The following is a 16,188-nucleotide window of genomic DNA, read 5'->3' as shown; positions in this document are numbered from 1 at the left end:
CCCGCGGTGAGTGCGGGCGGGCGGATCGCCCGGGCCGCGTTGCTCGTCGCGGGCGTCACGGTGCTGGCCCGGGTGGTCGGTTTCGGTCGCTGGCTGGTCTTCTCCAAAACGGTCGGTGCGGGCTGTCTGGCCGAGGCCTACGCGACGGCGAACCAGTTGCCCAACGTACTGTTCGAGGTCGTGGTCGGCGGTGCGCTCGCCGGTGCGGTGATTCCCGTGCTGGCCGGTCCCGTGGCTCGGGGCGATCGCGCCGCACAGGGCCGGATCATCGGTGCGCTGCTCACCTGGTCGGTGGTGCTGCTGGCCCCGTTCGCCTTGCTGGCTTGGCTTCTGGCCTCGCAGTACACGTCGGCGATGCTCGACGCGGGCCCGGAGTGCAGTGGCTCGGAGGCGACGGCCACGCGGATGCTGGTGATCTTCGTGCCGCAGGTGTTCGGCTATGCGCTCGCGGTGATCGCTACGGCTGTGCTGCAGTCGCACAAGCGGTTCGCCGCCGGAGCGCTCGCGCCGCTGATCTCCAGCCTCGTCGTGGTCGCCACCTACTTGCTCTTCGCCGCTGAGGCGCCGGTGGCGGATCAGGCGTCGCGTGGTGCGTCCGACCTGCTCGCCTGGGGGACCACCGCGGGTGTGGTCGCTCTGGCGCTGACCGTGCTGGTGCCAATGCTCGTGCTGCGGCTGCCGATCCGCCCCACGCTCCGGCTGGATCCCGGCGTCGGTCCCGTACTGCGCAAGCTCGCAGCGGCCGGCCTCGCCGTACTGGTCGCGCAGCAGGTCGCCTTCCTGGTCACCACCTACCTGGCGAATCACCGGGGCGTGCCGGGCAGCATCGCCGTCTACACCTGGGCCAACGCGGTCTACCTGCTGCCGTACGCCGTACTGGCGGTCCCGATCACCACTGCGGTGTTCCCGCGGCTGGCAGCGGCGTTCGAGGCGAGGGACGACGCCGCCTTCGACCTGTACGCCGCGACGTCGACCCGCGCGGTCATGCTGGCCGGGGGTGCCGGTGCCGCGCTGCTGATCGGTACGGCGATCCCGGTCGCCCGGATCTTCGCGTACGACGACGGACGGGTGCAGGAGACGCAGGCCTCGTCACTGGCGAACGGACTGGTCGCGTTCGCCCCGGCGATCATCGGGTTCGCCGTACTGATGCATCTCGGGCGGGTGCTCTACGCACGGCACACCGGTCGTGCGGTCGCGCTCGTCACTGGCGGCGCCTGGCTGCTCGTGGCGGTCGCCGGACTCGTCCTGACGCTGCACTGGGACGCCGTACCCGCACTGGCCGCGGCGATGTCGGTGGGGATGCTCGCAGGCGCGGTAGTACTGCTCGTGGTGTTGCAGCGGGTCGCCGGAGCTGGTGTGCTGCAAGGGTTGTCGCGTGCGACTGTCGCTGCCGTGGTCGGCGCTGTCCTGGCGGGTGCGGCCGGCTGGGCCGTCTCGCTGCCGGCTGGGGACGGTGGCTGGGGGAGTGCCTTGGTGTTCGCGGTGCTGTCCGGCCTCGCCGTGGTGACCGTGTACGCCGCCGTGGCGGTTGTCGTCGACCGTCCGGATGCCCGGGCGCTGCTGCGCCGGGGCGTGCCAACCGTGGTGGAGGAGAAGCAATGAGGATCGGCCTGCTCCTGGCGGAGTCGCGCGGCGGGATCGGGCAGCACGTCGCCTCGCTGGTGCCGCGCTACCTGGCCGCCGGCCACGAGGTCGTCGTGTGCGCCCCACCCGGCACGACCGACCACTTCGACTTCGGCGCGGCCACTGTGGTCGCGCAAACGGTCGGCCTCCGCGGTACCGACGTGGTGCACGCGCACGGCTACCGGGCGGGCATGGCTGCACTGCGCGACCGTTCGCACCTCCGACCCCTGGTGGTCACCTGGCACAACGCGGTGATCGCCACCGGAGCGCGCGGCCTCGTCATGCGGCTGGGACAGCGCCTGGTGGCCCGAGGTGCCGATCTGACGCTGGGAGCGTCCTCCGACCTGGTGGAGCTGGCCAGACGACTCGGAGCCCGTCAGGCGCGCCTGGCGCCCGTCGCAGCCCCTGCCATGCCGGCAGTCCGTACGCCGTCCGCCGCCGTACGCGAGGAACTGGGGATCGGGGACGCGCCGCTCGTGCTCAGTGTCGGCCGTCTGGCGCCGCAGAAGGACTACCCGTCGCTACTGTCCGTCGCTGCCGAGGTGGCGACGACCGATCCGGGCGTGGTGTTCGCTGTGGTGGGCGATGGCCCGCTGCGGGACAACCTGCAGGCGCGGATCGACGCCGAAAGTCTCCCGGTCCGGCTGCTGGGCCACCGGAAGGACGTTGCGGACCTGCTGAGCGCCGCTGACGTGTTCCTGCTGACGTCCCACTGGGAGGCGCGGGCCCTGGTGCTGCAGGAGGCGCTGCAGGCCGGCGTACCGGTGGTGGCGACGGCAGTCGGCGGCGTACCGGAGCTGGTGGGGGACGCCGCGATCCTGGCTTTTCCCGGCGACACGCGCGGGCTCGCGGACGGCGTACGGAAAATTCTGTCCGGTCCGGAAACGGCCGCCGCCCTGCGCGCGGAAGGCTTGCAGCTGGCCGCCGGGTGGCCGGACGAGGACGCGGTGGCGAAGAATCTGCTGGACATCTACGGGGGTCTCGTCGCGACCACCGCTTGACAAGCGGTAGGCTGGAGGCCCGTGGACAGGGCTTCGAATTCCCAGCAGACCAAGCACGTATTCGTCACCGGTGGCGTTGCCTCCAGTCTCGGCAAGGGGCTGACGGCATCCAGCCTCGGCAGTCTGCTGACGGCGCGGGGCATCCGGGTCACCATGCAGAAGCTGGATCCGTACCTCAACGTGGATCCCGGCACGATGAACCCGTTCCAGCACGGCGAGGTGTTCGTCACCAACGACGGCGCCGAGACCGACCTGGACATCGGGCACTACGAGCGCTTCCTCGACCGGGACCTCTCCCAGGTCGCCAACGTCACCACCGGCCAGATCTACTCGTCGGTGATCGCGAAGGAACGCCGCGGCGAGTACCTGGGCGACACCGTCCAGGTGATCCCGCACATCACCAACGAGATCAAGGACCGGATGCTGGCGATGGCCGGTCCGGACGTGGACGTGGTGCTGCACGAGATCGGCGGCACCGTCGGCGACATCGAGTCGCTGCCGTTCCTCGAGGCGGCCCGGCAGGTCCGGCACGACGTCGGCCGCGACAACGTGTTCTTCCTGCACATCTCGCTGGTGCCGTACATGGCGCCCAGCGGTGAGCTGAAGACCAAGCCGACCCAGCACTCGGTGGCCGCGCTGCGCTCGATCGGTATCCAGCCTGACGCGATCGTCTGCCGCGCCGACCGGCCGATCCCGGAGAACGTCAAGCGCAAGATCTCCCTGATGTGCGACGTGGACGTGGAGGCCGTCGTCGCCGCCGTGGACGCGCCGAGCATCTACGACATCCCGAAGGTGGTGCACGCCGAGGGCCTCGACGCGTACGTCGTCCGCCGGCTGAACCTGCCGTTCCGCGACGTCGACTGGACCCGCTGGGACGAGCTGCTCCGGGTCGTGCACCAGCCGAAGGACCAGGTCACGGTGGCCCTGGTCGGCAAGTACATCGACCTGCCGGACGCGTACCTGTCGGTCGCCGAGGCACTGCGTGCGGGCGGGTTCGACAACGACGCGAAGGTCTCGCTGCGCTGGATCGCCTCCGACGAGTGCGCGACCCCGGAGGCGGCGGCCAAGCTGCTCGGCGACGTGGACGCGGTCTGCATCCCGGGCGGCTTCGGGGTACGCGGGATCGAGGGCAAGATCGGCGCGATCCGGTTCGCCCGGGAGGCCGGCATCCCGATCCTCGGGCTCTGCCTCGGCCTGCAGTGCATGGTGATCGAGGTGGCCCGCGACCTGGCCGGTCTGGTGGAGGCGAACTCGAGCGAGTTCGATCCCGACGCGCAGCAGCCGGTGGTGGCCACGATGGAGGAGCAGAAGCACATCGTCTCCGGCTCCGGCGACCTCGGCGGCACCATGCGGCTCGGTCTCTACCCGGCGAACCTGGCCGACGGTTCGATCGTGCGCGACCTGTACGGCGCGCCGTCGGTGCAGGAGCGGCACCGGCACCGCTACGAGGTGAACAACGCCTACCGGGACAAGCTGGAGACCGCCGGGCTGGTGTTCAGCGGGCTGTCGCCGGACAACGAGCTGGTCGAGTTCATCGAGCTGGACAAGTCGCTGCACCCGTTCTTCGTCGCCACCCAGGCGCACCCCGAGCTGCGGTCGCGGCCGACCAAGCCGCACCCGCTGTTCTCCGGGCTGATCGCGGCCGCGCTGGTCCGTCAGCGGGAGTCGCGGCTGCCGGTCGAGGAGGTGCCCTCGTCGGGTGCCGCCGCCGGCCAGGACTCGGCGAAGGAGCCGGTCAAGGCGGGCGCGGCCAAGGCGAAGGCGCGATGAGCGACTCGCCGGCCGGTTCCACGGGATCGTCGGTCGGGGCCGAGGACGTCGAGCTGCGGTTCGGGGCCGGCCTGGCCGACGCGCAGGCGTCCTGGCAGGTCAGCTCCTCGGAGGTCGTGCACGAGACCGGCCGGGTGATCTCGGTCCGCCGGGACCAGGTGGTGCCGCCGGCGGGCGGTGAGCCGTTCGTCCGCGACGTCGTCGTCCACCCGGGCGCGGTCGGCGTCGTCGCGCTCGACGAGAACCACCGGATGCTGCTCGTCCGCCAGTACCGGCACCCGGTCGGCTACCGGCTGCTCGAACCACCCGCGGGCCTGCTCGACGTCCAGGGTGAGGCGTACCGGCTCGGCGCCGAGCGCGAGCTCTGGGAGGAGGCCGCCACGAAGGCCGCCGACTGGCGCGTCCTGGTCGACGCCTTCACCTCACCCGGTCTGACCAACGAGGCGGTCCGGATCTTCCTGGCCCGCGACCTGTCGGCCGCCGACGAGTCGTACGACCGGCTGCACGAGGAAGCCGACATGGAGACCGTCTGGGCCCCGCTCGAGGACGTCGTCAAGGCGGTGCTGTCCGGCGACCTGCACAACCCCATCCTGGTGATGGGGGCCCTGGCCGCCTGGACCGCGCTCAACGGCGAAGGCTTCGAAGCCCTTCGCCCCGCGGACTCGCCCTGGCCCGCCAAGGACCGCTGAGCAGGCCGCGCCTCGTTGCCCGGGTCTTCGTCGCCGCCGACGGCGCGCACGGCAACGAGGTCGCGGTGGTGCTCGGCGACGACCTGCCGCCGACGGCCGAACGGCAGCGCTTTTGCCTCGTCGGCCGCTGAGCCCGCCACGGTTTTTGTCGCGGGCGATCGGCGTACGGTCCGCATCCTCAACCGCAAGCTCGAACGCCGCTTCGCCGGTCACCCGCTGCTCGGCGCAGCCGCCGTACTGCGCGCGGCAGGTCTCACGCCGACCACCTTCCTCACCGCCGCCGGCGAGGTCCCGGTCTGGAACGACGACGGCCTCGAGTGGTTGTCCGCCCCGGCCGAGTGGTCGCCGCCGACGCGCCCTCGCCGGGTGTCGTCGGTCGCCGACGGGCTGGGCGGGCGCGTCGTACTCGGCTGAGCACCGAGCTTCGCCTCACCGGGCCGGAGATCCCTCGGTATCCCCGGCCCCGCGGGGTCAGAAGCCCAGGCGTTGGGCGATGAGGATGTTGGTGGTGCGGTTGGGGGTGCCGTCGACCGGGTCGGGCACGCCGGGGGTGGGCACGATGCCGGCGGCGGCGATCTTGTCGAGGGTTTTCAGGCCGAGGCGGTCGATGGTGCCGAAGATGGTGTAGTGCGGGCGGAGGCGGGAGTCGCCGTAGGTGAGGAAGAACTGGCTGCCGTTGGTGTCGGGGCCGGCGTTGGCCATCGCCAGCGTGCCGCGGGCGTAGACCTTGCGCTCGCCGGTGGGGTCGTCCGGCCAGGAGGGGAGGCCGACCGGCAGTTCGTCCTTGTAGCGGTAGCCCGGACCGCCGGCGCCGGTGCCGCTCGGGTCGCCGCACTGGAGCACCTTGAGCGTGGGGTAGAGCGTGAGCCGGTGGCAGGTCGTGAAGTTGTAGAACCGGCTCTTCGCGAGGTGCAGGAAGCTCTGCACGGTGCACGGCGCCTTGGCGCGGTCCAGGGTGAGCAGCATCGGGCCCTGGTTGGTGGCCAGCAGTACCCGGACGACGCCCTTCGAGGGCGTCGGCGTCGGGTCCGGCGGCAGGGAGACCGGGCGCGCCGCCGGCTCGTCGGGCGTCGCGGTGTACTTGCAGGGCCCGTGGTAGTGCCAGTGCTCGAAGCCGGTGCCTCCGCTGCGGCGGTCGGCCCAGCCGGTGCGGCGCCAGGACTGACGGCCAAGGCGGTCCCGGTGGACGCGAGCAGCCCGGCGACGCTCACGGCGGCACAGGCGATGACGCTGGTGGCTCTCTTCATGGGTCTCCTTCGGCGGTTCGGGATCAACCGGTGGCCGGGGGGAAGATCCGCAGGTCACGGTTCTTCGGTGACGTCACGCTAACCGGCTTGTTGCCCGCCGGCAGCGGACACGGCGCGGTGGCGAAGCTGTCCGTCGCCACGGTGTGTCCCGCCCGCAAGGGCACCCCGCACGGCGTACGTCGTCCAGGGCGGCGGGCGGCGTCCGACGGGCGGGGATGCTTGCAGTCAGCAGAGCGGCGCTGTCACGGGCGGTGTGACATCGTTGTCGCCAAGAGATATCCGACCGTCACCGCGCGCGTCAAGAGTTCCGCCACCTTCCGCAACTGCCCAATCGCGCTCCGCGATGCGATCCTCAGCCGGGTGGGTCCGTTGCCAGCAGGTCGTAGAGCACCTGGTCGTCCGTGCTGCCGTCGCCGAGCGCGAACGCCTGCGATCGGTGCCCACGTGCTGGAAGTCGCTGCGCTCCGCGACCTTGCGCGCGGCGCTGTTGGTCGCCGCGGTCCGGATCAGCAGCTTGTGGCCGTCTCTTCCGCCGTCGGCCGCTGAGCTGAAGAACCACGCGGCCACCCGTCGGACCGCCTCGACGATCACACCCCGCCCCTGCGCCTCGGGATGCACCCAGAACCCGAGCTCGCCGATGCTGCCCGCCTTCTGATCGAGGCCGAACAGCGTCAGATTGCCGAGCCCGAGGTCGGTGTCCCGGTCGGCGACGCACCAGTTGTAGCGCCGGCCGGCGGCGGCCTGCTCGGCCATGTCGTGCAGCCAGAACCGGGCATGCCCCGTGGTGAACGGCTGCGGGATGAACGGCAGGAAGTGCCCGGTCGCCGGGTTCGTCCGGGCGGCGGTGATCCGCGCGAGCTCGTCGTCCCGCCATGTCCGCAGCCGGAGCCGGGGTGTCTCGAGGACCGGATTCTCGAACCAGGAGTGCCGGGGCCGCCGTTCGTCGGCCGGCGTGATCCACCCGGTCCACTCGTCGAGCGCCGAGCCGGCCGCCGAGGGCATGGTGGGACCGAACTGGAAGCCGGTCGCCCACGCGACCCGGCGGGACGGCCAGTTCCCGACCGACGCCCACCAGTGCACGACGGGGAAGCCGCAGGTGCCGAAACCGAAGTCCAGTACCAACCGCACCACGCGAGCGGCGACACCGGCTCCGCGTGCCCAGCGGGACAGCCCGAAGTGGATCGAGGCACTGCCGCGGTGGTCCGGCCGGAGACCGACCGAACCGGCGTACCGGCCCTGGTACTCGATCACGAAGACGAGCTGGGACCGGGCGGTCCACGCCTCGGCGATTCCGAAGCCGATCCACCGGGTGATGTCCTCGGTGCCGAAGCTCCCGCCGGGCTCCTGCTCGGCCCGTGCGATCGCGCCCGGCAGGTCGTCGGGGCGTGGCGCGCGCAGCGTCACCACGCCGTCGGTCAGGACCGGCGTCTCGGCAGGGATCGGCACGGTCCCCAGTCAATCACCAGGCAGCACACCGGCCGCTCAGCACGTCAGCGGCCGACGACCGTGCCCGGAGGCGCCGAGAAGGTCAGCGGCCGACCGGGGAGAGGCCGAGCTGGCGACCGAGCAGGCCGCGGGGGCGGCCGCCGAGGCGCTGGGCGATGTCGGCGATGACCCGGGACGCGGGCGTGTCCGGGTCGGTGACGGCCAGCGGGTCGCCGAGGTCGCCGCCGCTGCGCAGCCGCTCGTCGAGCGGGATCTCGCCGAGCAGCGGGATCGGGTAGCCCAGCCGGGCGGACAGGGTCTCGGAGACGCGCTGGCCACCGCCGCTGCCGAAGATCTCGATCCGGTGCTCGGGACCGCAGTGCGGGCAGGGCAGGAAGGACATGTTCTCGATCACGCCGGCCACCCGCTGGTGCACCATCTGGGCCATCGTGCCGGCCCGCTCGGCGACCTCTGCGGCGGCCTCCTGCGGCGTCGTCACCACGATCACCTCGGCGGTGGTCAGCCGCTGGCCGACCGAGATCGCGATGTCGCCGGTGCCCGGCGGCAGGTCGAGCAGCAGCACGTCCAGGTCGCCCCAGTAGACGTCGGCCAGCATCTGCACCAGCGCACGGTCCAGGATCGGGCCGCGCCAGGCGACCACCTGGTCGCGCTTGGGCTTCAGCATGCCGATCGAGATCACCTTCACGCCGTGCGCGGGCACCGGCATGATCATGTCGTCGACGGCGGTCGGCCGCTCGTCCGCGACACCGAGCATGGCCGGCACCGAGTGACCGTAGATGTCGGCGTCGAGCACGCCGACCGACAGGCCCTTGGCGGCCATCGCGACGGCCAGGTTCACCGTCACCGACGACTTGCCGACGCCACCCTTGCCGGAGGCGATCGCGAACACCTTGGTCAGCGAGTCCGGCCGGGAGAACGGGATCTCCTTCTCGGCCACCCCGCCGCGCAGCTGGGTCTGCAGCGCCGCCCGCTGCTCCGCCGACATCACGCCGAGCTCGATCTCGACCCCGGTGACGCCGTCCAGCGCGCTGACCGCCGCGGTGGTGTCGCGCCGCAGCGTGTCCTTCATCGGGCAGCCGGACACGGTCAGCAGGATCTTCACCGCCACGACGCCGTCGGTCCGCACCACGACGGACTCGACCATGCCCAGTTCGGTGATCGGTTTCTTGATCTCGGGATCCATCACGGACCCGAGCGCAGCGGTCACCTGGTCAGCAGTGGGAGCCATGGCTACAGGCTACGTGCTCACGCACAGGCGCCCCACCACGGTCCACTGTGACGTAGCTCCGGCAAGGCGAACCTCACCAGGACCACCGGCCGCTCCCGCGGCTCAGACCCGGTCGTCCTCGCGGTCCTTGTCCAGCTCGGCCAGCAGCGAGCGCAGTTCCGAGCGCAGGAAGTCGCGGGTCGCGACCTCGCCGACCGACATCCGCAGCGAGGCCATCTCCCGGGCCAGGAACTCCATGTCGGCCCGGCTGCGGGCGTCGACGTCGCGGTCGCGTTCGTACTGGACCCGGTCCCGGGCCTCCTGCCGGTTCTGCGCGAGCAGGATCAGCGGCGCGGCGTACGAGGCCTGCAGGCTGAGCGCTAGCGTGAGGAAGATGAACGGGTACTGGTCCCAGCGCAGGTGCTCGGGCGCGAAGATGTTCCACAGCACCCAGAACACGATCGTCGCGGTCATGTAGACCAGGAACTGCCCGGTGCCCAGGAACCGCGCGATCCGCTCCGACAGCCGCCCGAACGCGTCCGCGTCGTACGCGCGCCGCCGGACCAGTGTCCGGCGCAGCTCGCGCGGGACGTCCAGCCGGTCGGCGGCCGGGCGGGTCAGCCGGCGATCCTCGGAGCGGCGCTCGTCCGACCGTGCGCCGCGGCGTTCGGCGGACCGGGAACCGCGCCGGTCGTCCGGCCGGCTGCGACGGCGGTTGTCACCGGGCATGCGGATCCCCTTCCTGCGGCGCGGATCCACGCCAGTCGTCGGGCAGTAGATGGTCCAGTACGTCGTCCACGGTGACCGCGCCGAGCAGCCGGCCCTCGTCGTCGAGCACCGGAGCAGCGACCAGGTTGTAGGTCGCGAGGTACTTGCTCACCGCCTGCAGCCCGTCGTCCGGACGCAACCCGTCCAGGTCCGTGTCGAGTACGCCGGACACCAGCGCCGACGGCGGCTCGCGCAGCAGCCGCTGGATGTGGCCGATCCCGATGAACCGGCCGGTCGGGGTTTCCAGCGGCGGGCGGCAGACGTAGATCATCGCGGCCAGCGCCGGACTCAGCTCGGCGTTGCGCACGTGCGCGAGCGCGTCGGCCACGGTCGCGTCGGCGGGCAGGATCACCGGCTCGGACGTCATCAGGCCACCGGCCGTGCGTTCCTCGTACGTCAGCAGGCGCCGGACGTCCTCGGCCTCGTCCGGCTCCATCAGCGTCAGCAGCCGCTCGGCGGTGTCGGTCGGCAGCTCGGCGATCAGGTCGGCCGCGTCGTCCGGCGACATCTCCTCGAGCACGTCCGCGGCCCGCTCGGTGTCCAGGCCGGCCAGGATCTCCACCTGGTCGTCCTCGGGCAGCTCCTCCAGCACGTCGGCCAGCCGCTCGTCGTTCAGCGCGGACGCGATCTCCTTGCGCCGTTTGGGCGACAGCTCGTGCAGTACGCCGGCCAGGTCGGCCGGCTTCATCGTGTCGAACGCGGCCAGCATGTGCGTCGCGCCCTGCCCGTGCTCGGTCTGCGCGAACCCGCTGACGTCGGCCCAGTCCAGCACGTGCGACTGCCCGCGGCGCCGGAACCGCTTGGCCCCCTCGGTCACCGCGACCTTCGACAGCATCCAGTCCCGGGTCCGCCACTGCTCCATCGCCAGGTCGAACACCACCGCGGCGGCGCCGGTCTCGCGGATCGTGACGGTCCGGTCCAGCAGTTCGCCGAGCACCAGCACCTCGGTGGCCCGCTGCTCGAAGCGGCGCATGTTCAGCAGTCCGGTGGTGATCACGTGGCCGACCTCGATCGAGGTCACCCGGGTCATCGGCAGGAAGATGCGCCGCCGGGTGAACACCTCGACCACCAGCCCGAGCACCCGCGGCGGCTGGGTGTCCTGCCGCAGCGTCACCACGACGTCGCGCACCTTGCCGACCTGGTCCCCGTTCGGGTCGTACACGGGGAGTCCGGCCAGCCGGGCGACGTACACACGTGCCGGTGATCCGCTCATGCTCGAAGGCTAACCGCCCGGGGGGACCGAGGCGCGCAGGCCACCACCGGCGCCGGCCCCGGCACGGTCCAGAAGGTCCTTACAATGTGCTCGGCGGGTGGGGCCGGTCGGGGGCACCGGGGCGAGCGAGGGGCGGAACGTGCGGAGATCCACCGGACTGGGCGCCGAGAACGAAGCGATCTACCTGGCGCTGGTCCGGCAGGGTGCCGCGACGGTGACGGAGCTGGCCGAGCGAGCCGGCTCGACGCTGGAGGACGTACTGCGGGCCGTCGACGCCTTGCAGAGCGAAGGCTTCGTGCACCGTACGCCGCCGCCGCGCGAGCTGGTCGTCCCGGTGCCGCCGGAGCTGGCGGTCGAGCAGCTGGTCCAGCGGCAGGAGGAGGAGCTGGAACGGGTCCGCGAGGCGGCGTACCGGCTGGCGGCAGAGGCGTACAACCAGGCCGGCAACCGGCGGACCGAGGAGCTCATCGAGATCGTCTCCGGACAGACCGCGGTCAACCTGGCGTTCGACCGGGTGCAACGCACGGCCCGGCAGGAGGTCCGTGAGCTGGTCGCGCCGCCGTACGCGGCGTCGGCCGAGGTGAACAGGACGCAGCTGGCCCGGCAGGCCGACGGCGTCGTGTACCGGGTGATCTACGACAGCTCGGCGCTGGAGGACTCGCTGCTGTCGGCCAGCGCGGTCAGTCACGTCCGGGCTGGTGAGCAAGCCCGGATCGCGGACGACCTGCCGACCAAGCTGGCCGTCGCGGATCGGGAGCTGGCGTTGCTGCCGCTGGACTGGGCCACCCCGGCGCACGACGCGGCGCTGCTGGTTCACCCGTGCAGCCTGCTGGACGCTCTGGTCGCGCTCTTCGAGACGGTGTGGGGGCGGGCCAGTCCGCTGTCGGTGACGGCCGGGGAGACCCTCGCTGCCGAGGATCCACTGTCCGCCGACGACCGGTACCTGCTGTCGCTGCTGGTGGCTGGCCTCACCGACGAGGCCGCCGCCGCCCGGCTCGGCACCAGCCGGCGTACGGTCGCCCGGCGGGTCCAGCTGCTGATGGAGCGGACCCACTCCCGGTCCCGCCTGCAGCTGGGCTGGCACGCCCGCGAGCGCGGCTGGCTCTGACCTGCGACACCTCCACCAGCGGAGGTGTCGCGGTTTCGGCGCGGGTCAGTAGGTGTCGAGGGCAGGATCGGTGACCGTGGCGATCAGAGCTTCCAGCGTCACGCTCGGCGCCAGGACCGGGTCCGGTTCGTCGGCTGGGGCCGGCCCTGGGTCCGCCCGTCGGTTGTCGCCCTCCACGGTCGCGTACGCCATCGCGCCGTCGGGCCGGACGTAGCTGGCCCAGTAGGCCTGCTTGCCCCGGGTGCCGACCCGCACCTTCTGACCGGCGGCGGTGGTGATGACTCGGCAGTCGGTGAAGGTCGAGCGGTCGGTGTACAGCCCGCAGACGTCGGCTCGCGGCTCGGGGATTTCGTTGGCTTCCACCGGCCCGTAGTCGCCTTTCGCCCGCACCGCCACGGCGGCGAAGCCGGTCCCGCCCGCCTCGTGCCACTCCGACCACGCTGCCGCGACGCCGCGCGGTTCACAGGGGCCGTCGCCCGGCCGCCGCAGTATGCCGGCAGAGCGGCCTTTCAGGTGGGTCCGGGCCGGGTCCACGTGGGACACCAGGATCCGCAGGTGGTTCGGCTCCGCCGTACCTGCGGGCAACCCGCCCGGAGGTGCGGCGGACAGCGGGCACGTGATCGTCGGTCCGCCCGGGGTCAGCCGCAGAACGCCGAAGACGCCCGGCGTCGGATCTCCGGCCACCTGGCCGTCCGCGGCACCGGGCAGCTGGCCGGCGGCGATTGTCGCGCCGGCCGCGACCACGGCGATCGCGGACATGGCCGACGCCCCGATCGTGGTCCGCCGCCTCCGCAGCCGCTTCCGGCCGCGGAGCAGGTCGGCGGCCGGTTCGGTGCCGAGGTGGTCGGTCCAGGCGGTGCTGTCGCGCATCCGCTCGTGCAGGTCGTGCTCGTTCATCAGTGCTCCTCCGTCAGCGCTGCGAGTTCGGGGATCAACTGGTGCCGGAGGTTCTGCAGCGCCTTCGACGACTGGCTCTTCACCGTGCCCGGCGTGATCTGCAGGTCGGTGGCGACCTCCTCGACCGACAGCCCGAGCCAGTAGCGCAGCACGATCACCCGGCGCTGCCCGGGGGCCAATGTGCTCAGCGCCGCGATCAGCTCGTCCCGGTCCTCCAGCCCGAGCCCCTCGTCCGCCGGGTACTCCGGCAGTTGGTCGGAGGTGTGCTCGCGCCGCCACGGCCGGCGGCTGGCGTCGATCCCGGCGTTGACCAGGATTCGCCGTACGTAGGCGTCCTCGCCGTCCGAGCGCCGGACCCGCGGCCAGGCGACGTACAGCTTGGCCAGTGCGGTCTGCACGAGGTCCTCGGCCTGGTGACGATCCCCGCACAGCAGGTACGCCGTGCCGACCAGCCGGGACCGCCGAGACGCCACGTACTCCGAGAACTCGAGGTCCCGCCGCTCCTTGCCGAACATGGGCCGTCCCGTCGCCGCCGGATCAGTTGACGATCGGAAGTACGTGATCCGGTCCGTCCAGGTTGCCCCGGCCGGAGGGTCAGAGCGGCGGGCGGCAGCGTGTCAGCTGAGCTTCGGGCGGCGCCGGGCCCGCTTGTGCAGGGTGATCGGGCGCTTGCCTCGGGTCGTCGCGGAGGTCTCTGGCGGCGTCACAGCGGGATGCGTGTCGTCGTAGGTCGTGGTGACCGCGCCGGTGGGCTCGAGGACGAGCACGTCCGCCTGGGCCTGCCAGCGGTCGAGTTGGTTGCCCAGCCCGGCGGCGTTGAGGCGCTCGGTGCGGAGGACCAGGGCGGCGGCGGTCCACTCCTCCGTGCCCGGTTCCAGCCGTCGTACGGCGGCAGTCCAGGAGGCCAGGCGGCTCGTCGCCGGCTTGGCCGGAACGACGACCTGGACCGCGTCGGCGTCGGCCAGTCCGGGCAGCGGCTGCTCGGCGCTGCCGTCGCGATCCGCCAGGACGACGTACGCGCCGTCGACCGTCGCGAACCAGGCCGGCATCGCGCGCTGCCCGTTCCAGGACAGCCAGACCAGCCCGGCCTTCTTCATCACCGCGCCGATCTCCGCCACGGCCTCGTCCGTCGTCACCGCCCCAGGGTGTCACAAGCGGATCTGCACCACTCAGCAAGCGTGCTCCGCCGCGCCAGCCGCGCCGTGGTGTGCGGCCGGTTGGGGTCCCAGCCGGCTTTGGTGAGTGGTGGAGGTCCGCCTTCGCCCGTGAGGAGTACCACAGGCCGACCCGGGGTGAGGGAAGTCACCGGGCCGGGGACGGAGCTTTCGCCGTACGCTGCCGGTGACCGACGGGTAACCGAGGCGAAGGGTGACGGCGATGGCTGACGAGGCGAGTGAGACGTTCCGGTCCAGGCGGTCCTGCCTGGCGACCCCGGGCTCCAACCCGCGGTTCCTGGCCAAGGCGAAGGGGCTGGACGCCGACCAGGTGTTTCTCGACCTGGAGGACTCGGTCGCGCCGATCGCCAAGGTGGACGCCCGCAAGAACATCGTCGCCGCGCTGAACGAGGGCGGCTGGGGCTCGAAGATCCGGGTCGTCCGGGTGAACGACTGGACCACCGAGTGGACCTACGCCGACGTGATCGAGGTGGTTTCCGGCGCCGGCGCCAACCTGGACTGCATCATGCTGCCGAAGGTGCAGACCGCCGAGCAGGTGGTCGCGCTGGACCTGCTGCTCACCCAGCTGGAGAAGGTCCACGGCCTGGAGCCGGGCCGGATCGGCATCGAGGCGCAGATCGAGAACGCGCTCGGCCTGACGAACGTGAACGCCATCGCGCAGGCCTCGCCGCGGGTGGAGACGATCATCTTCGGCCCGGCCGACTTCATGGCCTCGATCAACATGAAGTCCCTGGTGGTCGGCGAGCAGCCGCCCGGCTACGACGTCGGCGACGCCTACCACTACATCCTGATGCAGATCCTGATGGCGGCCCGGGCGCACGGCAAGCAGGCGATCGACGGCCCGTACCTGCAGATCAAGGACGTCGACGGGTTCCGCCGGGTGGCGGGCCGGTCGGCCGCGCTCGGCTTCGACGGCAAGTGGGTGCTGCACCCGGACCAGATCGCCGCCGCGAACGAGGTCTACTCGCCGCGGCAGGACGACTACGACCACGCCGAGAACATTCTCGACGCCTACGACCACTTCACCTCGGCGGCCGGCGGCGCCCGGGGCGCGGTGATGCTCGGCGACGAGATGATCGACGAGGCCTCCCGCAAGATGGCCCTGGTCATCTCCGCCAAGGGCCGCGCCGCGGGCCTGACGCGCACCGACGTCTGGCAGCCCCCGACCGACTGATCATCTCGGCACGGAGCGTCCGAAGAACCTTGCCGGCAGCGCAGGGTTCTTCGGACGCACAGGCGGTCAGCCGAGGGTGAGCACCTTGAGGATGCGGACCGGCGAGGTGGGCGGGCCGTCGAGGTCGGGGTCGGCGATGCCGGCGGCGACGATCCGGTCGAAGGTCGACATGCCGAAGATCACCCGGCCGAGCACGGTGTAGTTCGGCGGGATGTTGGCGAACGAGTGCACGACGAAGAACTCCGACCCGTTGGTGCCCGGTCCCTGGTTGCCGTAGGCAACGGTGCCGCGCGGGTAGGTCTCCCGGCCGGTGACCTCGTCGGGGAACTTGTAGCCCGGGCCGCCTTCCTCCTGGCGGTAGATGTCGCCGCACTGCAGCACACCGAGCCGGGCCGAGTTGGTCAGCCGGAAGCACTGGGTGCGGTCGTAGAAGCGGCTCTTGGTCAGGTGCACGAAGTTGTGCACCCCGCACGGCGCGTTCGCGCGGTCCATCCGGACCACGAACGGGCCGTAGTTCGTCGCGAAGAACACGTCGACGGTGCCGCGGGCCTTCGCGGTCGCCGACGGCACGGTGACCGGCTTCGCGGCCGGGTTCTCCGGTGTCGGGGTGAACTCGCACCGGACGGTCGGGGCACCGCCGCCGGACGGGGCGGGCGCGGCCGACGCGGTGGTGGTGGTCAACGTCGCGGCGAGCAGCGTCGTCGCGATCAGGGCGGGAACGAATGATCGCTTCATGTGGTCAACCTAGTACGTGTGGTGGCGATCGGCACCGTGGTTCGTGGCAGGAGCAGGTAAAGACCGTCCACCGGACGGGCCGACCGCTCGCCCTGCGGCGCGTGGGCACCTAAGGTAGGGCGCTGGTCCGGCCAG

Annotated in this window: 16 protein-coding genes; 7 read left to right on the top strand and 9 right to left on the bottom strand. The window is 71.8% G+C overall.

Annotated elements, in window-relative coordinates:
* Positions 1 to 6: 6 nt before the first annotated feature.
* From murJ to KFLA_RS26815, 5 genes are read left to right on the top strand one after another with little or no spacing between them, the layout of a single operon-like run.
* The gene (murJ, locus tag KFLA_RS26835; protein WP_012922981.1) at positions 7 to 1,602 is read left to right on the top strand and encodes a murein biosynthesis integral membrane protein MurJ; all 1,596 of its coding nucleotides are present in this window, start codon (positions 7 to 9) and stop codon (positions 1,600 to 1,602) included.
* The gene (locus KFLA_RS26830; protein WP_012922980.1) at positions 1,599 to 2,624 is read left to right on the top strand and encodes a glycosyltransferase family 4 protein; all 1,026 of its coding nucleotides are present in this window, start codon (positions 1,599 to 1,601) and stop codon (positions 2,622 to 2,624) included. Before murJ ends, KFLA_RS26830 begins: the two co-directional genes overlap by 4 nt.
* A gap of 21 nt (positions 2,625 to 2,645) precedes the next feature.
* Positions 2,646 to 4,394, top strand: a complete 1,749-nt coding sequence (locus tag KFLA_RS26825; RefSeq protein WP_012922979.1) for a CTP synthase — start codon at positions 2,646 to 2,648, stop codon at positions 4,392 to 4,394.
* Complete coding sequence (locus KFLA_RS26820; protein WP_012922978.1) at positions 4,391 to 5,083, top strand: NUDIX domain-containing protein; 693 nt, start codon at positions 4,391 to 4,393, stop codon at positions 5,081 to 5,083. The genes KFLA_RS26825 and KFLA_RS26820 overlap by 4 nt, the downstream gene beginning before the upstream one ends.
* A gap of 15 nt (positions 5,084 to 5,098) precedes the next feature.
* A complete protein-coding gene (locus KFLA_RS26815; RefSeq protein WP_041289498.1) occupies positions 5,099 to 5,497 on the top strand; it encodes a hypothetical protein in 399 nt (132 codons plus the stop codon).
* Positions 5,498 to 5,554: 57 nt separating this feature from the next.
* Here the strand turns inward: KFLA_RS26815 and KFLA_RS39055 are convergent, their stop codons facing one another.
* From KFLA_RS39055 to KFLA_RS26790, 5 genes are all read right to left on the bottom strand, one after another.
* Positions 5,555 to 6,388 (bottom strand): peptidylprolyl isomerase, encoded by an 834-nt coding sequence (locus KFLA_RS39055; RefSeq protein WP_012922977.1) that lies wholly within the window; start codon positions 6,386 to 6,388, stop codon positions 5,555 to 5,557.
* Between the two features lie 167 nt (positions 6,389 to 6,555).
* Complete coding sequence (locus KFLA_RS26805; protein WP_012922976.1) at positions 6,556 to 7,776, bottom strand: GNAT family N-acetyltransferase; 1,221 nt, start codon at positions 7,774 to 7,776, stop codon at positions 6,556 to 6,558.
* Between the two features lie 82 nt (positions 7,777 to 7,858).
* Positions 7,859 to 9,004 carry an Mrp/NBP35 family ATP-binding protein gene (locus KFLA_RS26800; RefSeq protein ID WP_012922975.1) on the bottom strand — a complete coding sequence of 382 codons (1,146 nt, stop codon included), beginning with the start codon at positions 9,002 to 9,004 and terminating at the stop codon, positions 7,859 to 7,861.
* A 102-nt stretch (positions 9,005 to 9,106) separates the two neighbouring features.
* Positions 9,107 to 9,712 carry a DUF1003 domain-containing protein gene (locus KFLA_RS26795; protein ID WP_012922974.1) on the bottom strand — a complete coding sequence of 202 codons (606 nt, stop codon included), beginning with the start codon at positions 9,710 to 9,712 and terminating at the stop codon, positions 9,107 to 9,109.
* Positions 9,702 to 10,964 (bottom strand): magnesium transporter MgtE N-terminal domain-containing protein, encoded by a 1,263-nt coding sequence (locus KFLA_RS26790; protein WP_012922973.1) that lies wholly within the window; start codon positions 10,962 to 10,964, stop codon positions 9,702 to 9,704. Before KFLA_RS26790 ends, KFLA_RS26795 begins: the two co-directional genes overlap by 11 nt.
* 139 nt (positions 10,965 to 11,103) lie before the next feature.
* Here KFLA_RS26790 and KFLA_RS26785 point away from each other — a divergent pair, with 139 nt between their 5' ends.
* On the top strand, positions 11,104 to 12,072 hold the full coding sequence (locus tag KFLA_RS26785) for a helix-turn-helix domain-containing protein (RefSeq protein WP_012922972.1): 969 nt from the start codon (positions 11,104 to 11,106) through the stop codon (positions 12,070 to 12,072).
* Positions 12,073 to 12,117: 45 nt separating this feature from the next.
* Here the strand turns inward: KFLA_RS26785 and KFLA_RS26780 are convergent, their stop codons facing one another.
* From KFLA_RS26780 to KFLA_RS26770, 3 genes are all read right to left on the bottom strand, one after another.
* Positions 12,118 to 12,969 (bottom strand): hypothetical protein, encoded by an 852-nt coding sequence (locus KFLA_RS26780; protein WP_012922971.1) that lies wholly within the window; start codon positions 12,967 to 12,969, stop codon positions 12,118 to 12,120.
* Positions 12,969 to 13,484: a SigE family RNA polymerase sigma factor gene (locus KFLA_RS26775; RefSeq protein ID WP_012922970.1), complete on the bottom strand. Its 516-nt coding sequence runs from the start codon at positions 13,482 to 13,484 to the stop codon at positions 12,969 to 12,971. Before KFLA_RS26775 ends, KFLA_RS26780 begins: the two co-directional genes overlap by 1 nt.
* Positions 13,485 to 13,586: 102 nt before the next feature.
* Positions 13,587 to 14,105: a hypothetical protein gene (locus KFLA_RS26770; protein WP_012922969.1), complete on the bottom strand. Its 519-nt coding sequence runs from the start codon at positions 14,103 to 14,105 to the stop codon at positions 13,587 to 13,589.
* A gap of 241 nt (positions 14,106 to 14,346) precedes the next feature.
* Between KFLA_RS26770 and KFLA_RS26765 the strand changes: the two genes are divergently transcribed.
* Entirely contained in the window at positions 14,347 to 15,318 is a 972-nt protein-coding gene (locus tag KFLA_RS26765; RefSeq protein ID WP_012922968.1) for an HpcH/HpaI aldolase/citrate lyase family protein, read from the top strand.
* 66 nt (positions 15,319 to 15,384) lie between these two features.
* Here KFLA_RS26765 and KFLA_RS26760 read toward each other — a convergent pair whose 3' ends face one another.
* Complete coding sequence (locus KFLA_RS26760; RefSeq protein ID WP_012922967.1) at positions 15,385 to 16,053, bottom strand: peptidylprolyl isomerase; 669 nt, start codon at positions 16,051 to 16,053, stop codon at positions 15,385 to 15,387.
* Between the last annotated feature and the right edge of the window lie 135 nt (positions 16,054 to 16,188).

The organism is Kribbella flavida DSM 17836, from assembly GCF_000024345.1.
In the GTDB taxonomy this organism is placed as follows: Bacteria; Actinomycetota; Actinomycetes; order Propionibacteriales; family Kribbellaceae; genus Kribbella; species Kribbella flavida.
Note: the sequence above shows the minus strand (reverse complement) of the source record. Positions and strands in the feature narration are given on the sequence as shown.

Bases quoted from the DNA above. Each gene is read 5' to 3' on its own strand.
- KFLA_RS26795 (WP_012922974.1), bottom strand. From the start codon at position 9,712: ATGCCCGGTGACAACCGCCGTCGCAGCCGGCCGGACGACCGGCGCGGT.
- KFLA_RS26800 (WP_012922975.1), bottom strand. From the start codon at position 9,004: ATGGCTCCCACTGCTGACCAGGTGACCGCTGCGCTCGGGTCCGTGATG.
- KFLA_RS26830 (WP_012922980.1), top strand. From the start codon at position 1,599: ATGAGGATCGGCCTGCTCCTGGCGGAGTCGCGCGGCGGGATCGGGCAG.
- KFLA_RS26760 (WP_012922967.1), bottom strand. From the start codon at position 16,053: ATGAAGCGATCATTCGTTCCCGCCCTGATCGCGACGACGCTGCTCGCC.
- KFLA_RS26765 (WP_012922968.1), top strand. From the start codon at position 14,347: ATGGCTGACGAGGCGAGTGAGACGTTCCGGTCCAGGCGGTCCTGCCTG.
- KFLA_RS26790 (WP_012922973.1), bottom strand. From the start codon at position 10,964: ATGAGCGGATCACCGGCACGTGTGTACGTCGCCCGGCTGGCCGGACTC.
- KFLA_RS26780 (WP_012922971.1), bottom strand. From the start codon at position 12,969: ATGAACGAGCACGACCTGCACGAGCGGATGCGCGACAGCACCGCCTGG.
- KFLA_RS26820 (WP_012922978.1), top strand. From the start codon at position 4,391: ATGAGCGACTCGCCGGCCGGTTCCACGGGATCGTCGGTCGGGGCCGAG.
- KFLA_RS26775 (WP_012922970.1), bottom strand. From the start codon at position 13,484: ATGTTCGGCAAGGAGCGGCGGGACCTCGAGTTCTCGGAGTACGTGGCG.